This is a genomic window from Terribacillus halophilus (genome assembly GCF_900162685.1).
In the GTDB taxonomy this organism is placed as follows: Bacteria; Bacillota; Bacilli; order Bacillales; family Amphibacillaceae; genus Terribacillus; species Terribacillus halophilus_A.
In genome coordinates, this window is sequence record NZ_LT727828.1 from 2,040,811 (window position 1) to 2,060,166 (window position 19,356).

21 protein-coding genes are annotated in these 19,356 nt (G+C 45.1%); 2 read left to right on the forward strand and 19 right to left on the reverse strand.

From position 1 onward, the window contains the following. Positions 1-7: 7 nt before the first annotated feature. The 5 genes from rpsP to smc form a co-directional block, all read right to left on the reverse strand. On the reverse strand, positions 8-280 hold the full coding sequence (rpsP, locus tag B1K52_RS15010) for a 30S ribosomal protein S16 (RefSeq protein ID WP_077309632.1): 273 nt from the start codon (positions 278-280) through the stop codon (positions 8-10). Positions 281-359: 79 nt separating this feature from the next. Then, positions 360-1,703 (reverse strand): signal recognition particle protein, encoded by a 1,344-nt coding sequence (ffh, locus tag B1K52_RS15015; protein WP_077309634.1) that lies wholly within the window; start codon positions 1,701-1,703, stop codon positions 360-362. Positions 1,704-1,715: 12 nt separating this feature from the next. Further along, positions 1,716-2,042: a putative DNA-binding protein gene (locus tag B1K52_RS15020; RefSeq protein WP_077309636.1), complete on the reverse strand. Its 327-nt coding sequence runs from the start codon at positions 2,040-2,042 to the stop codon at positions 1,716-1,718. Between the two features lie 74 nt (positions 2,043-2,116). Continuing rightward, complete coding sequence (gene ftsY, locus B1K52_RS15025) at positions 2,117-3,130, reverse strand: signal recognition particle-docking protein FtsY (protein ID WP_077309638.1); 1,014 nt, start codon at positions 3,128-3,130, stop codon at positions 2,117-2,119. Between the two features lie 15 nt (positions 3,131-3,145). Beyond that, positions 3,146-6,712 (reverse strand): chromosome segregation protein SMC, encoded by a 3,567-nt coding sequence (smc, locus tag B1K52_RS15030; protein WP_077309640.1) that lies wholly within the window; start codon positions 6,710-6,712, stop codon positions 3,146-3,148. A gap of 133 nt (positions 6,713-6,845) precedes the next feature. On the opposite strand from smc, the gene B1K52_RS15035 reads away from it, so the two are divergent. Beyond that, positions 6,846-7,067: a DUF1128 domain-containing protein gene (locus tag B1K52_RS15035; protein WP_077309642.1), complete on the forward strand. Its 222-nt coding sequence runs from the start codon at positions 6,846-6,848 to the stop codon at positions 7,065-7,067. A 181-nt stretch (positions 7,068-7,248) separates the two neighbouring features. Here B1K52_RS15035 and rnc read toward each other — a convergent pair whose 3' ends face one another. The 11 genes from rnc to B1K52_RS15090 form a co-directional block, all read right to left on the reverse strand. Then, positions 7,249-7,932 (reverse strand): ribonuclease III, encoded by a 684-nt coding sequence (gene rnc, locus B1K52_RS15040; protein ID WP_077309644.1) that lies wholly within the window; start codon positions 7,930-7,932, stop codon positions 7,249-7,251. 92 nt (positions 7,933-8,024) lie between these two features. After that, positions 8,025-8,258 (reverse strand): acyl carrier protein, encoded by a 234-nt coding sequence (gene acpP, locus B1K52_RS15045; RefSeq protein WP_077309647.1) that lies wholly within the window; start codon positions 8,256-8,258, stop codon positions 8,025-8,027. A 68-nt stretch (positions 8,259-8,326) separates the two neighbouring features. Then, positions 8,327-9,067: a 3-oxoacyl-[acyl-carrier-protein] reductase gene (fabG, locus tag B1K52_RS15050; protein WP_077309649.1), complete on the reverse strand. Its 741-nt coding sequence runs from the start codon at positions 9,065-9,067 to the stop codon at positions 8,327-8,329. Then, positions 9,067-10,017: an ACP S-malonyltransferase gene (gene fabD / locus B1K52_RS15055; protein WP_077309651.1), complete on the reverse strand. Its 951-nt coding sequence runs from the start codon at positions 10,015-10,017 to the stop codon at positions 9,067-9,069. Before fabD ends, fabG begins: the two co-directional genes overlap by 1 nt. Continuing rightward, positions 10,018-11,028, reverse strand: a complete 1,011-nt coding sequence (plsX, locus tag B1K52_RS15060; protein ID WP_077309653.1) for a phosphate acyltransferase PlsX — start codon at positions 11,026-11,028, stop codon at positions 10,018-10,020. It lies immediately after the preceding gene. A 3-nt stretch (positions 11,029-11,031) separates the two neighbouring features. Then, positions 11,032-11,601 (reverse strand): transcription factor FapR, encoded by a 570-nt coding sequence (fapR, locus tag B1K52_RS15065; RefSeq protein ID WP_077309655.1) that lies wholly within the window; start codon positions 11,599-11,601, stop codon positions 11,032-11,034. 75 nt (positions 11,602-11,676) lie between these two features. After that, entirely contained in the window at positions 11,677-13,713 is a 2,037-nt protein-coding gene (recG, locus tag B1K52_RS15070; protein ID WP_077309657.1) for an ATP-dependent DNA helicase RecG, read from the reverse strand. Positions 13,714-13,718: 5 nt separating this feature from the next. Further along, positions 13,719-14,603, reverse strand: coding sequence for an L-serine ammonia-lyase, iron-sulfur-dependent, subunit alpha (sdaAA, locus tag B1K52_RS15075; protein ID WP_143588895.1), 885 nt, complete (start codon positions 14,601-14,603; stop codon positions 13,719-13,721). Positions 14,604-14,617: 14 nt separating this feature from the next. Next, on the reverse strand, positions 14,618-15,280 hold the full coding sequence (gene sdaAB, locus B1K52_RS15080; RefSeq protein WP_077309661.1) for an L-serine ammonia-lyase, iron-sulfur-dependent subunit beta: 663 nt from the start codon (positions 15,278-15,280) through the stop codon (positions 14,618-14,620). A 119-nt stretch (positions 15,281-15,399) separates the two neighbouring features. Beyond that, positions 15,400-17,052, reverse strand: a complete 1,653-nt coding sequence (locus tag B1K52_RS15085) for a DAK2 domain-containing protein (protein ID WP_077309663.1) — start codon at positions 17,050-17,052, stop codon at positions 15,400-15,402. 29 nt (positions 17,053-17,081) lie between these two features. Continuing rightward, positions 17,082-17,444, reverse strand: coding sequence for an Asp23/Gls24 family envelope stress response protein (locus B1K52_RS15090; protein WP_077309665.1), 363 nt, complete (start codon positions 17,442-17,444; stop codon positions 17,082-17,084). A 209-nt stretch (positions 17,445-17,653) separates the two neighbouring features. Here B1K52_RS15090 and rpmB point away from each other — a divergent pair, with 209 nt between their 5' ends. Continuing rightward, the gene (gene rpmB / locus B1K52_RS15095; RefSeq protein ID WP_038560076.1) at positions 17,654-17,842 is read left to right on the forward strand and encodes a 50S ribosomal protein L28; all 189 of its coding nucleotides are present in this window, start codon (positions 17,654-17,656) and stop codon (positions 17,840-17,842) included. Between the two features lie 85 nt (positions 17,843-17,927). On the opposite strand, the gene spoVM is transcribed toward rpmB, so the two are convergent. Genes spoVM through rpe form a run of 3 tightly spaced genes read right to left on the reverse strand, consistent with a single transcriptional unit; the run spans position 17,928 to position 19,355 of the window. Next, complete coding sequence (gene spoVM, locus B1K52_RS15100) at positions 17,928-18,008, reverse strand: stage V sporulation protein SpoVM (protein WP_077309667.1); 81 nt, start codon at positions 18,006-18,008, stop codon at positions 17,928-17,930. 30 nt (positions 18,009-18,038) lie between these two features. Further along, complete coding sequence (locus tag B1K52_RS15105) at positions 18,039-18,698, reverse strand: thiamine diphosphokinase (protein ID WP_077309669.1); 660 nt, start codon at positions 18,696-18,698, stop codon at positions 18,039-18,041. Positions 18,699-18,701: 3 nt separating this feature from the next. Further along, positions 18,702-19,355: a ribulose-phosphate 3-epimerase gene (rpe, locus tag B1K52_RS15110; protein ID WP_077309672.1), complete on the reverse strand. Its 654-nt coding sequence runs from the start codon at positions 19,353-19,355 to the stop codon at positions 18,702-18,704. Position 19,356: the final 1 nt, after the last annotated feature.

The following is a 19,356-nucleotide window of genomic DNA, read 5'->3' on the forward strand; positions in this document are numbered from 1 at the left end:
CAGCCCTTTACTTCTGGTTTTTTGCGTCGTGGAACTTTTTCAAAATGCCTTCGTTAGAGAAAAGATTGCGAACTGTATCACTTGGTTTCGCACCTTTAGCCATCCAATCAAGAGCTTTCGCTTCATCCATTTTAACCTCAGCTGGGTTAACTGTTGGATTATATGTTCCGATTTGCTCGATAATACGTCCATCACGAGGAGAACGAGAATCAGCAACTACTACACGATAGAAAGGGTTTCTTTTAGAACCCATACGTTTTAGACGAATTTTTACTGCCATGTTGTTGCACCTCCAAAATAATGTTTCTCACAAGAATTGATTGTATCAGATTAAATTATCACTGTAAAGGGTTTTTACATTACATAAACGGAAATTTCATTCCGCGCTTCTTTTTTCCCTTTTGCATGTTGGTCATCTGCTTCATCATCTTCTTCATATCTTCAAATTGTTTCAGCAGACGATTGACCTCGGAAACGCTGCGGCCTGAGCCTTTTGCGATCCTTTTTTTACGACTGGCATTAATCAGAGATGGCTCCTGACGCTCTTTGCGCGTCATGGATTGAATAATCGCCTCGACATAAACAAGCTGCTTTTCATCCAGCTGTACATTTTTCATGCCTTTCATTTTGCCTGCACCTGGAAGCATATCTAATAGATCATCCAGCGGCCCCATTTTCTTCACTTGACTCATTTGCTCAAGAAAATCATCAAAAGTGAAGCTCATGCTGCGCATTTTTTCTTCTAAATCACGCGCCTGTTTCTCATCAACATTCTCCTGTGCCTTCTCGATGAGAGATAGTACATCGCCCATGCCAAGGATACGGGATGCCATGCGCTCAGGATGGAAAGCTTCCAGCTGATCTGTCCGCTCACCCATCCCGACAAATTTAATCGGTTTGCCAGTCACAGCACGAATGGAAAGTGCCGCCCCTCCTCGTGTATCACCATCAAGCTTCGTCAGCACAACACCAGAGATGTCAAGCTGGCTATCAAAACTCTCGGCCACATTAACTGCGTCTTGTCCTGTCATCGCATCAACAACGAGGAAAATCTCAGCAGGCTTGACATCTGTCTTAATCTGCGTCAGCTCATCCATGAGCTTCTCGTCAACATGCAGACGACCAGCTGTATCGATAATCACGTAATCATAATGCTCTTCTTTAGCTTTCTTTATTGCCTCATTGGCAATATCCACCGGATTAGCTTCTGTTCCCATGGAGAAAACAGGCAGACTGAGCTGCTTCCCTAGCGTCTCTAGCTGATCAATGGCCGCTGGACGGTACACGTCAGCTGCCACCAGCAATGGATTGCGGTTATGCTTTTTACGCAAATGATTCGCCAGCTTACCGGTAGTCGTCGTCTTACCAGCACCTTGCAGACCGACCATCATTATGACAGTCGGCGGACGATCCGCTGTTGCAATCTTGCTTTGCTCACCGCCCATAAGCTGCGTGAGCTCTTCCTGGACGACTTTAATAACCTGCTGACCAGGCGTTAAACTTTCCATTACTTCCTGTCCAATAGCCCGCTCTTTAATTTTATTAATCAGTTGTTTAACGACCTTGAAGTTAACGTCGGCTTCCAATAATGCCAATCTTACTTCACGTGTCATTTCTTTTACATCTTGTTCTGTGACTTTACCGCGCCCGCGTATTTTCTGAATCGTACTCTGCAGTCGGTCGGCTAATCCTTCAAATGCCATGGAATCGACCTCCTAATCTAATTCTTTTATCTTCATGATCAGGCTATGAGCATGCGGCTGGACTTCCGAGTCTATTGTGTCCTCGAGCTCATCCAGCAGCGTACACCTTTCCTTAAAACGATCATACAAGTTTAGTTTCTTTTCATAACTTTCAATCATTGTTTCCGTGCGCCGTATATTATCATAGACTGCCTGACGGGATACATCGAATGATTCCGCGATTTCCCCTAAAGATAAGTCCTCTAAATAATACATTTCCATATAACTGCGCTGCTTCGGCGTGAGCAGTGCTTGATAAAAATCGAAAAGATAGTTCATTCGCGTCGTTTTTTCTAACATATAGCGCACCCCTTGTTAAGTGAAATGCCTTTACAAAATTGTAGCCAACAAAGTGCACAGCTGTCAAGAACCTGCTACTCTGCCTGTTCTTCTTCCTGCATTAAATCAGCAAATAAACCGTATACGAAGGCGTTCGGATCGAATTCCTGCAAATCTTCCATTTGTTCACCAAGACCGACGAATTTAACCGGAATCTGCATTTCGTTTCGAATTGCCAGCACGATACCACCTTTTGCGGTACCGTCTAGTTTTGATAGAACAATTCCAGAAACCTTCGCAGTCTCCTGGAATGTTTTCGCCTGTGCCAATGCATTTTGACCTGTCGTAGCATCCAGCACGAGTAATACTTCATGAGGAGCACCTGGTACTTCACGCTCAATCACACGATGCACTTTATTCAGCTCATTCATCAAGTTAACTTTGTTCTGCAAACGGCCGGCTGTATCACAAAGCAGAACATCCGCCCCGCGTGCCTGCGCTGCCTTGATGCCATCATAAATTACAGCAGCTGGATCGCTTCCTGCGTTATGACGGATTACTTCCACGCCTGTGCGCTCTCCCCAAACTTGAAGCTGCTCAATAGCTCCAGCTCGGAAAGTATCTCCCGCCGCCATAACAACTTTTTTTCCTTCGTTTTTAAGCTTATATGCCAGTTTACCAATGCTCGTTGTTTTACCGACACCATTAACACCAACAAACAGGTAAATCGTCAGCCCATCTTCGTTCATTTGCAGTTTTTGCGGCTGTTCATCTTCGTCACCTTGGTAGATTTCGACTAGTTTTTCTGAGATAACGTCTTTTAGCTGACTGCTGTCTTTAATATTCTGCCGTTTCGCTTCCAAACGAAGCTCGTCTACTAAATCCATCACAGTCGTCACGCCGACATCAGAACCAATCAAAACTTCTTCCAGCTCCTCGAAGAAATCTTCATCGACTTTCCGGTAGCGCGCCATCAGGTTATTCATTTTGTCAGAGAAGGTCGTTCTGGTTTTTTTTAGGCCTTCTTTGTACTTTTCCGGTGTTTGTTCATCTGTTGTGTTGTTTTCAGGGTTTTTGAATTTATTTTTCAGTTTCTGAAAAAAGCTCATTTTGTTCTTCCTTTCTTATATCTTCACTAGTGCAGGCGTATCTTCAAGACGGACAGATACAAGCCTGGAGACACCGGATTCTTGCATGGTAACGCCATACAAGACATCTGCTTCCTCCATTGTACCTTTTCTATGCGTAATCGCAATGAACTGGGTCTTTTCACTGAATTGCTTCATATATTGAGCAAACCGGCTGACGTTTGCATCATCCAACGCTGCTTCCACCTCATCCAGAATACAGAATGGCACCGGACGGACGCGCAAAATGGCGAATAACAACGCAATGGCTGTTAATGCCCGCTCGCCGCCTGACAGCAGACCTAGATTTTGCAGTTTCTTACCTGGCGGCTGCGCAATGATGTCAACGCCTGTCTCTAAAAGGTTGCCGCTATCTGTCAGTTTCAGCTCCGCATGACCACCGCCGAAGAGCGAACGAAATACTTCTGTGAATTCGGTTTTGATTTTCGTAAACACATCTTCAAATAACCGCTTCATCTCTTCGTCCATTTCTTCTATAACCGCAAGCAATGTGGCTTTTGCTTGATATAGGTCATCTTTTTGTTCAGTAAGGAAGCTGTATCTTTCATTGATACGATCGAATTCCTCAATCGCACCTACATTGACAGTTCCCAGCTCTTGTATAGCACGTTTGATCAGTTTTACTTCGGTTTGCGCGCTCTCGATATCTTCTGCTCTGCCGAAAGTGGCCAAAGCTTTTTCGAATGTCAGCGAATAGCTTTGCTGCAAGTTTAACAGACGGTTCTCCAGCTCCACATCCAGACGGTTTGTGCGAACTTCCTGATCTTGTACTTGCTGTACTAGATTTTGGTGCTGACGATTCGCTTCTTTAACGGCCAGCTCTTCCTGCTGCACCCACTCATGCCGCTCTTGTCGTTCTGCTTTGCGTTCCTCTACTAACGCTGTTGTCTGCTGCTTATGCTGCTGTTTCATTGTAATTAATTCGATAATCTCTTCTTCTGTCTGAGCTTTCTCACCGACTTCATTCATTTGCTGCAGTGTGCGCTGCTGCTCCTCGAATTTCTGCTTCGTCTGCAGCAGCTGCTCCGTCAGCTCACCGATACGCTGTTCTTGGTTTTGAAGCTTCGTAAGACTTTCTGCTGATCGTATTTGAAGTGTTTGCTGCTCTTGACGTTTTATTTCCTTCGTATCCTGCCATGCTTGATGTGCTTCCGTAAGCTCTTTGATTTCCTGCTGTATTTGCTGCAGCTGGTCATCCAAGTTAGCAAGCTCCTGCTTCAGCTGCTCCGTACGCATTTCTACTTCCTTGCGTTCGGCGTCATACTGCGCATTGTCTTGGTCATACATTGTCAGATTATCATTCGCATGCATAAAGCGGATACTTGTCTCCGTAAATGCTGCTTGCAATTCCTGCTCTGTTTCTTGCAGCTGTTTTATTTGCTGCCTAATTTCTTCTGAGGAAGTCTCGACTTGCTGCAGCTCTTCCTTCAGCTGTGCGACTTTACGTTCAAACACTTCTGTACGAGCCTGGAAATCAGCAAGCTTTTCTGTTACTTCCTGCATCTCTTTTTCTCTTGTGAACAAAGACTGTCCGCTCCGCTTTTGGGCACCGCCTGTCATAGAACCGCCAGGATTAACAACATCACCAGTTAAAGTAACAATCCGATAACGTCTGCCTAGTGCAGCTGCAATTGCATTTGCATGCTGTAAATTTTCAGCGATTACGACATTTCCTAGAAGAAAATCAACAGCACGCTTATACGCTTCATCTACTTGTATTAAATCAGCTGCAACGCCGATAAAGCCTTCGCGGTTTATCGCATTCTGCAGCACATTGGACGGAATTTGCTTCGGTTGGATGGAGCCAAGCGGCAAGAAAGTCGCCCGTCCGTTATGCGTCTGCTTCAGCCAATTAATAGCTTGGCGCGCACTCGCTTCATTGTCGACCACGATATGCTGGGCTTGACCTCCTAAAGCTGTTTCCATAGCTGTCACATAATCGTTTGGTACATCAATCAGTTCAATGACAGCTCCTTCAATGCCTTCGAGCTTTTGTTCTTGACGCGCTTTGAGCACAGCCTTTACACCTTGGAAGAATCCTTGGAATTCCTCTTTCATCTCCTGCAGCATTTCCTGCTTAGAGCGGAGTTTTTCAATATGCTGGTAGCCGGTATACAGTTTGCTTTGCGCATCCTGATATTGCTCCCGTTTTTGTGTCGACTCACCGCGAAGTGCTTCTGCTCGGTCCTCCGCTTGTTTCCTGCTTGCAGTTGCTTCTTCCAAACGAGTCGCTAGTTCTTCCCGCTTCGTTTCTATTTCGTCGCGATTTTGAACAACATCTTTATATTTCGTCTGCTGGCGGTCTTTCTTCGCTTCTATAGCCGCAATTTGCTGTTTTAATGAGTTTGTTTCATTCCTTTTAGCAGCTTGCTCGTTCAGCAAGTCAATATACTCACTTTTCTTTTCTTCAATCTGTTCACTCAAATCTTCTTGCGTGCGCGACAGCAATTTGTCCAAATTCCGCAGTTCTGACTTGATTGTTTTATTCTCGCCCTCTAATGCCGTCAACACGGACTGCTCCTGCTCGAGCTGCTGTGTTTGATGCGCGAGGGTGCCGCTGAGCTGTTCGGTATCTTTCTCCAGCTTTTCTTTGTTCTCAGCTAAATGCTTGGAGCGTTCATTTAACAGCTGTTTTTTACCTTCTAAGTTCTCAAGCTCTTGTGTCACAATGAGCAATGATGCTTGGAGTTCATCGATAGAAGCATCTAAAGCTTGGAGTTCATTCTTTTCAGCCTCCAGCTGCTGTTCCTTTTGATTGATTTCCTGCTTTTGGCCTTGCAGCACTTGCTTGTTGCTTTCCAGCTCTTCCAGGACAGCTTTCCACTCTTTATGTAGTTGTTCAATTTCTGCTACAAGCAGTCCAATTTCCACATCTTTGAGCTGTGCTTTTTTCTCCAGATAATCTTTGGCAATTGTTGCCTGTTCGCGCAGCGGCTCCAGCTGCCCTTCAATTTCAAATGTGATATCTTCGACCCGGTTCAAGTTTTCCTGGGTTTCAGCTAGTTTATATTCCGCTTTCTTTTTCCGCTGCTTGTATTTCAGCACGCCGGCAGCTTCTTCAAAAATGGATCGTCTTTCTTCCGGTTTGGAGCTCAAAATCTCCTCTACTTTACCTTGACTGATAATAGAGAAGGCTTCTCTTCCTAGTCCGGAGTCCATAAATAAGTCAACGATATCCTTCAGCCGGCAGCTTTGGTTGTTGATCAAAAACTGACTTTCTCCAGAACGGAAGACCCGTCTGGTCACACTCACTTCCTGATACTCCAGCGGTAATGTCTGATTTGCATTATCCAATACGAGTGTTACTTCTGCTACATTGAGCGCCTTTCTCGTATCACTGCCTTGGAAGATAATATCCTCCATTTTGGATCCGCGCAAGGACTTGGCTGATTGCTCACCTAACACCCAGCGGATGGCATCGGTAATATTGCTTTTCCCGCTGCCGTTTGGTCCCACCACAGCTGTAACACCTGGTACGAAATCAAGTGTGACTTTCTCAGCAAATGATTTGAATCCGACGGTCTCTAATCGTTTCAGGAACATATTCATTCTCCTATATAAAAGCATTTCGCTTATTCTGCATTGTTGGTAATTTTTCTTTCGTTTTTAACTTATTTATTTTATCATAAACTAAAGGTACATAATAGGTATCAATTACGCGCAAAGGAGGCTGACCATGCAGCTTGAACAAGCATCAGAGGAGAATTTAGCAATCTTGATTAACACGATTGCTGATCGCCTCTCTGTCGTTAACCGTTCGATCATGCAGCCGGAAGATTATCAGCTGGAGAAGTACCAGGATATTAAAGATCTGTATGATCATATTGAATCGCAAGGACAACTAAGTGTATATGAAACAGAAGCTTTCATCCAAGAGCTGGCAAGATACAGAAAGTGAAAGCAGCTAGGACTCAGCAGAGCGTTACAAAAGTTTTTTTCGTCCGTCCTGAATTACCAGTTTTTATGTCGATCCCATATCTAGCACAACTAAAAAATCCGAATCAATGCGAATTCTTGTTAAAGAATCTTCATCGGTTCGGATTTTCCTCTGATTTAAGCACTTCTCCAAGCTTCTCTTCCTATGCCTTCAAAACTTCCAATGCAATACGGGCAGCGTTCTGCTCCGCTTCTTTCTTGGTACGGCCGACTCCAGTGCCTGCCAAGTCACCTTGAATTTTCAGTTCAGCAACAAATTCTCGGTTATGTGCCGGTCCTCTTTCGTCGACAATTGCATAAGTGATCAGCTTATCCTTATCCTGCTGTACGACTTCCTGCAATCTGCTCTTATAATCCATCGCATGTGAAAAAGCACCTTGGCTGATTTTCGGGAATACGATTCTATCGAAGAACCGGAGTACCACTTCAAAATCCTGGTCCAAATACAACGCACCAACAAATGCTTCAAAAACATCTGCCAAGAGTGCTGGACGCGTTCTTCCGCCAGTACGCTCCTCACCTTTGCCAAGCAGAACATATGCACCAAGATCCATCTCTTTAGCAAATAGCACAAGGGACTCCTCCCTGACGATTGCTGCTCGGAGCTTGGTCATATTTCCTTCCGGCATATCAGGATAATGCTTGTACAGGAATTGAGAAACGCCAAGTTCGAGTACGGCATCGCCCAAAAATTCCAAGCGTTCATTATCCGTCTTCTTCAGGTGGCGATGTTCATTCACATAAGATGAATGGGTTAAAGCATTCTGCAACAAAGCTTCATCATGAAAATAGATTTCTAGCTGCTCCTGCAGTTTTTGTAATGTCATACTGCTGTCCCCACTTTCCTAAATGGTGTGATAATGCGGAGAAAGCCCCGCCTAATTAAGCGGGACTTTCACCTATGCATCTTATTTAAATCTTACTGTTTGCTGTTTATGTAGTTTACAGCGTCACCAACAGTTGCGATTTTTTCCGCATCTTCATCAGAGATTTCCGTGTCGAATTGATCTTCCAATTCCATAACCAATTCCACTACATCAAGGGAATCTGCTTCTAGATCTTCTTTGAAAGAAGCTTCTAGTGTTACTTTGGATTCGTCTACATCAAGACGATCAATAACGATTTGTTTTACTTGCTCGAATACATCTGCCATAGGAAACTCACCTCCCTTCGTTATTATAGGACATTTTGTCCCGGAAAACTACAGGTTTTTTTATGGAATTACATTACCATGCCGCCATCGATGTGCAGCGTCTGTCCAGTCATGTAATTACTGTCCTCAGAAGCGAGGAATCGTACGACACGCGCAACATCTTCCGGCTTACCAGGTTTGCCAAGCGGAATCATACTTTGCATTGCTTGTTTCTGGTCTTCTGTCAGTTCATCTGTCATATCTGTCGTAATAAATCCTGGCGCAACAGCGTTAACTAGGACATTACGAGCTGCCAATTCCTTCGCAGCTGTTTTCGTCAATCCGATAACACCCGCTTTAGCCGCAACGTAATTCGCTTGTCCAGGATTACCGCTTACGCCTACAATGCTCGCCACATTAATAATACGTCCAGCTCGCTGCTTCATCATCTGACGTGTAACGGCTTTTGTGCAAAGGAAGACACCTTTCAAATTCGTTTGGATAACTGCATCGAATTCTTCTTCCTTCATGCGCATTAGCAGATTGTCACGTGTGATACCAGCATTATTTACTAGTATGTCCAGACTTCCGAAAGCGTCAATTGTCTCCTTGACCATAGCTTTGACGCTGTCTTCTTCGGCTACATTCGCTTGGATTACGATAGATTCCTGCCCAATTGCGCGAATTTCTTCTGCAACAGCCTCGGCTTTTTCTTTGCTGCCAGAATAGTTGACTGCCACATTCGCTCCTTTACGTGCAAGCTCTAGTGCGATTTCTCTGCCAATTCCACGGGATGCACCTGTTACAAGTGCCGCTTTGCCTGTTAACATTACGCTTCCTCCTTATACCACGTCAAGAAAGCCTGCAATGATTCAGAATCTTGGACGTTGAAAGTTGTTGTGCGACGGTTGATTTTTTTGACAAGACCACTTAACACTTTGCCATTTCCTACTTCTACAATTGCATCAAGGTTATCATCCTGCAGCATATTCACAATCGTCTCTTCAAAGCGCACAGGGGAGTAAAGCTGCTCAATGAGAAGCTGCTCGATATCTTTATGGTCTTGTACTTTATTTGCTGTTACGTTGGCATACACCGGGATTGATGCATCTGTCTTTTCAACTTCTTTCAAGACAGAACCAAATTCTTCGGCCGCTTCTTTCATCAAACGGGAATGGAACGGACCGCTCACATTCAGCGGAAGCACACGCTTTGCACCGGCTTCCTTCAGCAAAGGCTCGGCAAGCTCAATGCCATTTTTCGTACCGGAAATAACCACTTGGCCAGGGCAGTTAATATTAGCTGCATCGACAATTTCATTATGCGTATCATTGACTGTTTGCAGGACGGCCTGAATCTCTTCTACTCCAAGCCCAAGAACAGCTGCCATAGAGCCTTGTCCAGCTGGATAAGCTTTCTCCATAAGCTGACCGCGCTTGTTGACAAGCACTGCTGCATCTTCTGCAGAAAATACGCCAGCAGCAACTAGTGCGCTGTACTCACCTAAGCTGTGACCAGCTGTAACAACTGGACGAACACCTTCATTTTGCAATACCTGAAAAATTGCTGCACTTGTTAATAACAGCGCAGGCTGTGCGTTCTCCGTCTTTGTCAGTTCTTCGGCTGGCCCTTCGAACATTAGGGGTGTAATTGGGTGCGGAAGCAATTCATCTGCAGTCTGGAATAGACTTTTGACTTCCTGATATTCATTGTACATTTCCTGTCCCATGCCTACTGCTTGGGAGCCTTGCCCCGGAAATACAAATGCTACTCTTTTCACTTATACTTCCTCCTCATCCGTCTTGATTTGCTTAATCGTATCTTCAATAATTCCTGTTACATTTTTTTCTGCCATTTGTTTTGTCTGCTTGATTGCAACTTGAATTGCTCGTGCGTTAGAGGAACCATGTGCCTTCACAACTGGTGCTCCTAATCCGAACAACGCTGCTCCGCCGTATTCCGCATATTCTGTGCTGGCTTTAATTTCTTTCAGCTGCGGCTTCATCATGCCTGCTGCAAGCTTTGTTTTCATATTCTGCAAGAACGCTTTTTTTATCATGGAGAAAAACATCGAAGCCGTACCTTCAATTGTCTTTAAAGCAATATTCCCGCTGAAACCATCTGTCACGACTACATCAAAATCACCAGATAGAAAATCGCGGCCTTCTACATTACCGACAAAATTAATTGGTGCTTGGCTAAGAAGTTCGAACGCCTTCTTCGTCAAATCATTGCCTTTTCCGTTTTCAGCACCAACATTAAGCAGTCCTACTCGCGGATTGTCAATGCCGCGAACTTTTTCTGCATAGATGGAACCCATTACCGCATACTGGAGTAAGTGAGTTGCTTTCGCATCAATATTCGCTCCAACATCAAGCAGTACAAATCCTTTTCCGTCCACTGTAGGCAGCGTTGGTGAAAGCGCAGGGCGCTCAATTCCTTTAATTCTTCCGACAACCATGAGGCCCGCCGTCATAAGTGCACCTGTATTACCGGCCGATACACAAGCATCAGCTCGCCCTTCTTTCACTTCTTGCGCTGTCAGTACAAGAGAGGATTGCTTTTTGCGCCGGATAGCTCGCACCGGTTCATCGTCTGCTGTAATGAACTCCTCCGTATGTATAATTTGAATGTTCGACGGTCGTATCTCGCCAAGATGCGGTTCGATCTTTTTCTGATCTCCAACAAGCGTCAGCTGTAAAGAGGCATCCTCTGTTGCTGCGAGTACGGCACCTTTGACAACTTCTTCTGGTGCGTGATCTCCGCCCATTGCATCAATTGCGATTCGCATAACTTAATTCCCTTCTTTGACGCTCGAGCGAAACATCTCGAACGTACCTTTGAATACTTGTTCTTGTTCTACAGCACTTTCTACTTCAATGACTGTTCGTTTTCGATCCTGACGAATGACCTTCGCCTTGGCAACTACTCGTTCATGCAGCTTTACTTGTCTAGTAAATGTAATCTCCGAATGAAAGGTCAGCGCCAGCGGATCATCTATCAAGGCGACTGCCAAAGAGTTCGCTTGTGCAAATAAGTGATGCCCTCTGACAATCTGATTTCGTGTGAACACATGCTCTGGTTTAATATCTAATATACTTATTGCCCGTTCATCAAGCTCCAAATCAATAATCTCACCAATTACTTCATCGATATTGATAGATTTTACGGTTTCATCCCATTGGGAATTAGCAACATGCTTAATCCGTTCCCTCAGTTCCGGTATCGTCAGCTCCATTCGGTCCAGCCGGATTGTCTGAATACTGACACCAAACTTTTTGGCCAATTCCTCGTCTGTAATGAACGGTGTATGTTCAATCGTTTGCCGTAACAAGTCCTGTCTGTCTTTTTTGCTTCTTCTCATTTCTCCACCGCCAAAATTAAGACTAGGTACTAAAGGTAATATATAATAGCAGGCTTTAAATTGCAACAGCCGTTTTTAGTCAAGCACTTCTCCATTCAATGCAAATTGGGCATCTAAGGCTTCTAACAAATTGCGATAATCCGGATCATTTTCTAATTTTTCTTCCGCGATAATTTCTTCTGCATCCTTGCGCGCAGTTTCCAACGCACGGTAGTCATGCACCATATCCGCCACCTTGAATTCTGGAATACCGCTTTGCTTTTTGCCAAAGAAATCCCCAGGTCCCCGCAGCTGTAAATCTTGCTCAGACAACTCAAATCCATTGGTTGTTTCGGTCATGATTCGCATCCGTTCTTTCCCGATTTCTCCTTTTGGCTCTGCAATTAGGATGCAGTAGCTTTGTGCATCTCCGCGTCCGACACGCCCTCGCAGCTGGTGCAACTGCGATAAGCCGAACCGTTCTGCATCATATATGATCATCAAAGTTGCATTCGGTACGTTTACCCCGACTTCTACAACTGTCGTGGAAACAAGAACTTGTGTCTCATTATCGGCAAATTCCTTCATCACAGCTTCTTTCTCATCTGGGTGCAGCCGGCCATGCATGAGTCCGACCCGAATGTCTGGTTCAAACACTGCAGCCAGCATCTGATGAAGATCAACTGCATTTTGGATATCCAGCTTGTCTGATTCCTCTATTAACGGACTAATCACATAGGCTTGATGACCTGCTGCTACTTCTTTACGGATAAAATCCAACACCCGGTCAACCGTATTTTCTTTTACCCAATAAGTCTCTATTTCTTTCCGTCCTGCTGGCATTTCGTCAATAGCAGAGACGTCCATATCGCCAAAAGCGGTAATCGCCAACGTACGCGGGATTGGGGTAGCAGTCATAAACAAAACATCCGGATGCAGTCCTTTGTCACGGAGTGTTCGACGCTGCTGCACACCGAAGCGATGTTGTTCATCGACAATTGCCACCGCAAGCTCCTTGTAGTGGACTTCATCTTGGATGAGTGCATGCGTACCGACAACAATGTCAACCTCGCCATTCGCTATTTGTTCGAGGATAGCTTTACGCCGTTTGCCTTTTACACTTCCTGTTAACAAGGTTACCGTTGCGTACCCATCCAGCATAGCAGCCAATGACTGTGCATGCTGTTCTGCCAGTATTTCCGTCGGCACCATAATGGCACCTTGCTTCCCGGCAGTTACCGCAGCGTACAGCGCAACAGCCGCAACTGCTGTCTTACCTGAACCTACATCCCCCTGCAGGAGACGATTCATGCGGTAAGCTGACCCAAGATCACGCATGATTTCTTTCAAAACGCGCTGCTGGGCATTTGTCAGCTGAAACGGAAGCGTCGTTATAAAGTCTTTCACTTTTTCTCTGTCATAATACAAACTGCCGCCAGCGCTCGCTTCCCGTTTTTTCTTACGAATGAATTGCATTTTCAACTGAAAAAGCAAAAATTCCTCATACGTAAATCTCCGTCTAGCATGCGCAAGCGACTGCCTGTCAGCTGGAAAATGCATATGTTGAAGCGCTGTTTTGCGATCTGGCAGTTTGTAGCTCCTCAAAAATGTACTTGGAAGGACTTCCTTGATAGCTGTTTCGAATTGATCCAGTGCTTGCTTTACGCTTTTTTGGAGCTGCCGCACTGTCACACTGCCCTTAACACCATAGACAGGCTGGATTGGTGTCATTTCATCTGCATCGCCTAGCTTAAAATTGCTAACGGTAAGCTGCAGGCGGTGCTGGTCCCACTTGCCCGTCATCGTCACTCGCCGGCCCGGAAGCAGCTGCTTTTGAGCAAAGGCGCGATTGAACATGATGGCCTTCACTGCAACATTTTCTACAAGGAGTGTTACAGTCAGCCTATTTTTCTTACGGCCATAATACTGTACTTGGGCAGGGGAGGCGATTTCCCCTTCAATTGTCACTTTATCGTCGTGAATCAGTTCAGCTAGCGGCTGGACTTCGAAAACATCATAACGGTATGGCAGATGAAAAAGGAGATCTTCCACGGTGAAGATCCCCATATTCGCCAATCCTTCCGCAAGCTTGTCACCGATTCCTTTTACTTGATCAACCGGTTGCTTCAGCACGTTTCTCACTCTTTCTCTTTTGTTATCCCATTAATCATAGCTGCTAGTCGGCGTCCAGTCGGTGTATCCGCCAAGCCGCCTTCTGCTGTTTCTCGAAGGGATGATGGCATCGAACGTCCGATACGGTACATCGCTCCTATCACTTCATCGCAAGGAATTCTGCTCGTAATCCCCGCCAACGCCATATCAGCAGACACAATTGCGTTGGAAGCACCAGCCGCGTTCCGTTTTACACATGGAACCTCCACTAACCCGGCAACCGGGTCACACACGAGCCCTAGCATATTCTTTAACGTAATCGCAAATGCTTCGGAACTTTGTTCTGGTGTCCCGCCAGCCATTTCGACTACCGCTGCACTAGCCATTGCAGCCGCAGAGCCAACTTCAGCTTGACAGCCTCCTTCAGCCCCGCTGATGGAGGCATTATTCGCTACCACAAATCCAAAAGCTCCTGCTGTGAATAGGAAACGAATCATTTGCTCGCGAGTCGGCTGCAGCCTTTCTTTAACAGCGAATAACGCTCCCGGTACACAACCTGCACTTCCTGCAGTCGGCGTGGCGCAAATCATTCCCATCGCGGCATTTACTTCATTCGTTGCAACAGCTTTACTTACTGCATCCAGCAGCAGATGACCAGAGAGTGTGTTGCCTTTTTCCATATATTGCTGAAGCAATACAGCATCATTTCCGGTTAAGCCAGAATGAGAGGTTACCCCTTGCAAACCTCGTTCCACAGCTTCCTCCATGATTACTAGATTTCGCTCCATCTGTCCCATCACTTCCTCACGAGAGCGCTGATGGACATCCATTTCCTGGCGAATCATCACCTCTGAAATGGAAATGCTATCTGCTTTTGCTTGTTCAATCAATTCCGCTACGTTGCGAAACATGTTCATTCCTCCTGTCAACTCATCAAGCGGGACACACGGTTTATATGCGATGCATGCTCCAAATCTTTCATCACATTGTCCTCCACGTTTTGGTCCGTCTCAATCACCATTAGTGCGTCCTTCCCGACATCTTTACGGGAAACTTCCATATGCGCAATGTTAATCTCATGCATAGCTAAAAGTTGGGTCACTGAAGCAATTGCACCAAAGCGATCATTATGCATAATCAAAATAGCCGGCTTATTACCTGACATACGCAGTTCAAAGCCGTTCAATTCCGTAATCTCTACTTTTCCTCCGCCGATAGAAACACCGACGAGCTCCATGCTGCTATCTTCTGTTCCGAGCTTCACTCGCGCTGTGTTCGGATGTTCTGTAGCTGCTGTATCTTCAATGAATTCTATTTTCATATTTTTCTGTTTTGCAGTTTCTAATGCGAACCTGATTCGATCATCATCTGTGTCATAGCCTAAGAGACCGCCAACAATAGCCAGATCAGTTCCATGTCCTCGATACGTCTTCGCAAACGAGCCATACAGGTGAACGGTTGCCCACGTTGGTTCTTTACCGAAGATAAGGCGCGCCGCTCGGCCGATACGCACAGCACCGGCAGTGTGCGAACTAGATGGACCGACCATTACCGGTCCGATAATATCGAATACGGATTGATATTTCATAGGCTCACTCCTCTTTCTTTACTCTTATATCTATTTTAGCATGTATTCAGGCATGCAGCACACATATGTTCCTACTGCAAACAATGAAAAAAGCTCCTGTAGCAGGAGCTTTCCCTTCCTTATTCAACTGCAACAAGATACGTATAAACCGGTTGATTGCCGTCATGTATCTCTAGTTCTGCATCTGGGAATTCTTCTTCGATGAATGCTTCTAATCGCTCACCAGAAGCACTTGCATCTTCTCCGCGAATGACTGTAATCAATTCATCATCTTCTTCATCAACCATCTTGCGAAGAAGCAGCTCTAAGGCTTCATCCGCATCGGAAGCAGCAGATATAATCTTCCCTTCCAAAATAGCGATATATTGCCCTTCCTTGATGCTGACGCCTTCAATCGTCGTATCTCGTACCGCATGCGTAACTTGGCCGGATTTCACCTGCGTCATCGCATCTCTCATAGCAGCTGCATTCTGATCAGCTGCCTGTGTCTCGTCATAAGCAAGCAGTGCGCGCATTCCTTGAGGGATTGTTTTCGTAGGGATGACAAATGCATTTGTATCTGCCATTTCAGCTGCCTGTTCTGCAGCCATGGTGATATTTTTGTTATTCGGCAATATATAGACAGCATCAGCATTTGCGGCTTTGATAGCATCTGCAATATCCTGCGTGCTCGGATTCATTGTTTGACCGCCAGATATAACAACGTTCGCACCTAGACTTTCAAACAATGCTTTCACACCGTCACCCATTGCAACTGTTACAATACTATGCTGCTTGTGCTCTCTCGCCGCTTCTTTTTTGCCAACAATCGCTGCGTGCTGTTCCCGCATATTTTCTATTTTCATATTAATCAAGCTGCCGTATTGCTGACTGTACGTCATCACATCGCCAGGATACTCCGTATGGATATGCACTTTCACGACGTCTTCATCTGCTACAACAAGCAAAGAATCTCCGCGTTCATTTAGTTCCTCGCGATAAGCTTGCTCATCAAAAGGATGCTGCTGCAGCTTGTCCGCTTCGAACTTTACCATAAACTCTGTGCAATAGCCGAACGTGATATCCGCTGTATCTAAGAAGTCCTGCGCTTGCTTGTGGTGTTCGGCACTAACAAGGTTATCCATGCTGCCATGCTGAACTGCTTCCGGCAGTTCTTCGCCTGTCAGCGATGCTAAGAACCCTTCATAGATTGTTACCAATCCTTGACCACCGCTATCCACTACGCCAACTTCCTTTAAAACTGGAAGCAATTCTGGCGTTCGGCTAAGGCTTTGCTTCGCAGCTTCCACCACATAACGGAACAATTCCACAGGATCGGCCTCTGTCCGTGATTTCTCAACTGCTGCAGCTGCTGCATCTTTTGCCACCGTCAGAATCGTACCTTCTACCGGTTTCATAACTGCTTTGTATGCTGTCTTCGTACCAGCATCCAAAGCATTAGCGAGCTGGCCGGCTGTTAATTCACTTTTACCTTCAAGCGCTTTACCAAAGCCTCTGAAAAGCTGGGAAAGGATGACACCGGAATTACCGCGCGCACCCATTAATAATCCTTTAGCAAACGCTGACGCAATCTGACCTACTTCCTTGCTGTCTGTCTCTTGCACCGCTTTCGCACCAGCTGTGATTGTTAAATTCATATTCGTACCTGTATCACCATCAGGCACAGGAAATACATTCAGTGCATCAATTGTATTGGCATTATTTGATAGATGGTGCGCACCTGTGAGCAGCATCGCTGAAAATGTCTTACTATCTATATGTCGAACACTCAAACTGTTTCCTCCTCAAATCTGCCGGCTGTTTAGTCTGCAGAAACGCTGACGCCTTGTATATATATGTTTACAGAGCTTGTCAGCACGCCCAATGCCCGATCCAATGTATACTTCACTTGGGATTGCACATTATGCGCAACCTCCGATATTTTCGTTCCATAGCTTACGATAATATGCAAGTCGATCTGGACCTTGTTGTCCGCCTGGGTAACAACTATTCCTTTTGAATAGTTTTCCCTGCGAAGAATTTCTGCTATTCCGTCGCGTAACTGATGTCTGGAAGCCATACCGACGATGCCGTAGCATTTTTCCGCAGCACTTCCAGCCAATGTCGCGATTACATCCGTCGCAATTGTAATATTTCCATCTTCCGTAGTAAGATGAAAGCTCATAATGGCTCCTCCTAACGCTACTCAAATCTACACCTACTATACTATATGGAAGCTGTATTTGAAAGCGGATTAAAAATAGCCCTTTTTACAATGCCCGATAAAAACTGCACTGTCAAGTAAATTTTCTTGATGTATTTTATTGCATTACGTGCTGAGTTATGATAGATTTATTTAGTGTTACAATTAATCGTCATATTAGGAGGGATAACATGGGACGCAAATGTGTAATCACTGGACGTACTACTCGTTCTGGAAATGCTCGTTCTCATGCCATGAACGCTAATAAACGTACTTGGAAAGCAAACGTTCAAAAAGTTCGCATTCTTGTTGATGGTAAACCTAAAAAAGTTTATGTATCAGCTCGTGCACTTAAAAAAGGTAACATCGAACGCGTATAAATAGCATTTCTAAAATACTTTTATGGAGCATTCGCATGCGACAAAAAAAGCACACCTTTCATGGAAAGGGTGCTTTTTTTTTGTGCTAATCTTTCTTAAATGTGCCGATAATGACGCGAACAAAGCCACCGATGAACCTCGGGAGTTTAAAGGTATAGAATTTCATATGGTCCCCTTCCTCCTTTTTCTGAGCAGCTTAACGCTGTAGCTTTTGTACATCCTTGCTCTTTATCATTATTACTATGCCTGTAACAAAAGAATAAGTACCAGTTTGTGCAACAAGCTCATTAGAGATGGACAGCGTCCCCCCCCATTGGATGCCGGCATCTGTTAAAGGATATTTAAAGCCGGTCAAGGTTAGACCAGTAACTTGCTCAGAAAATGAAAGAAATGAAATATAACGGTAGTTTTGGTCTTGTTCTATATGATATGTACCTGGTCGGTGCATCTGAACACTATTTTGCCTATCAATGATAATAGAACGAGAGAAGCTATCCAGCAGGCGGTATAGCATTTGAATATTGACCAGCTCATGATCAAGCCGCCCGCCAGTCACGCCATAAACAGCTATCTCATCTGCTTTTATCTCCTTGGCTTGCCGAATAGCAAGCTCGAAATCTGTTTCATCTTTCTCAGGAGGAAAGACGGTTACTTCATCAGCGTATTGCTTGATCGTCTCTAGCTCCTCTTCTGAAACCGAATCAAAATCACCTACAGCAAACTTCATTCGAATACCAGCAGATGCCAGTGCTAGTGCACCGGCATCTGCTCCAATCCATATCGTATGCGCAGCTGGGTTCAAGTCAGGCAGGTTTCCCGAACCGCCGACAATACCGATACTAAGCTTGGCGCTCATGTTTTATTCAGCCGCTTCCCGAATCGCAGCAATCGCTGCTGCTCTGTCTTCCTTGCCATAGACAGCACTGCCAGCAACTAATACATCCGCTCCGGCATCCGTACATAATTTTGCCGTTTCTACGTTCACACCGCCGTCAATTTCGATCTCGAAATCAAGTTCCAAAGCTGAACGGAGCCGGGAAAGCTCCTCGACTTTCTTCAATACAGACGATATGAACTTCTGTCCTCCAAAGCCTGGATTAACTGTCATCAACAGAACCATATCTAATTCCGGAAGTATTTCTTCAATCAGACTGACAGGCGTTGCAGGATTTAAAACCACACCAGCTTTCAGCCCTTGTTCTTTAATTAACATAATCGTACGGTGAAGGTGGATACAAGCTTCTTGATGTACGGTAATAATATCAGCGCCTGCTTTTGCGAATGTTTCTATATAGCTATCTGGATTCTCAATCATCAGATGAACATCAAGAGGCAGCTTTGTTACCGGACGGATTGCTTCGACAATTAACGGTCCGATGGTAATGTTCGGTACAAAATGACCATCCATCACATCTACATGGATATAATCTGCTCCGCCTTTTTCCACATCTAAAACTTCATTTCCTAAACTTGCAAAATCAGCTGAAAGAATAGATGGTGCGATTTTTGTCATT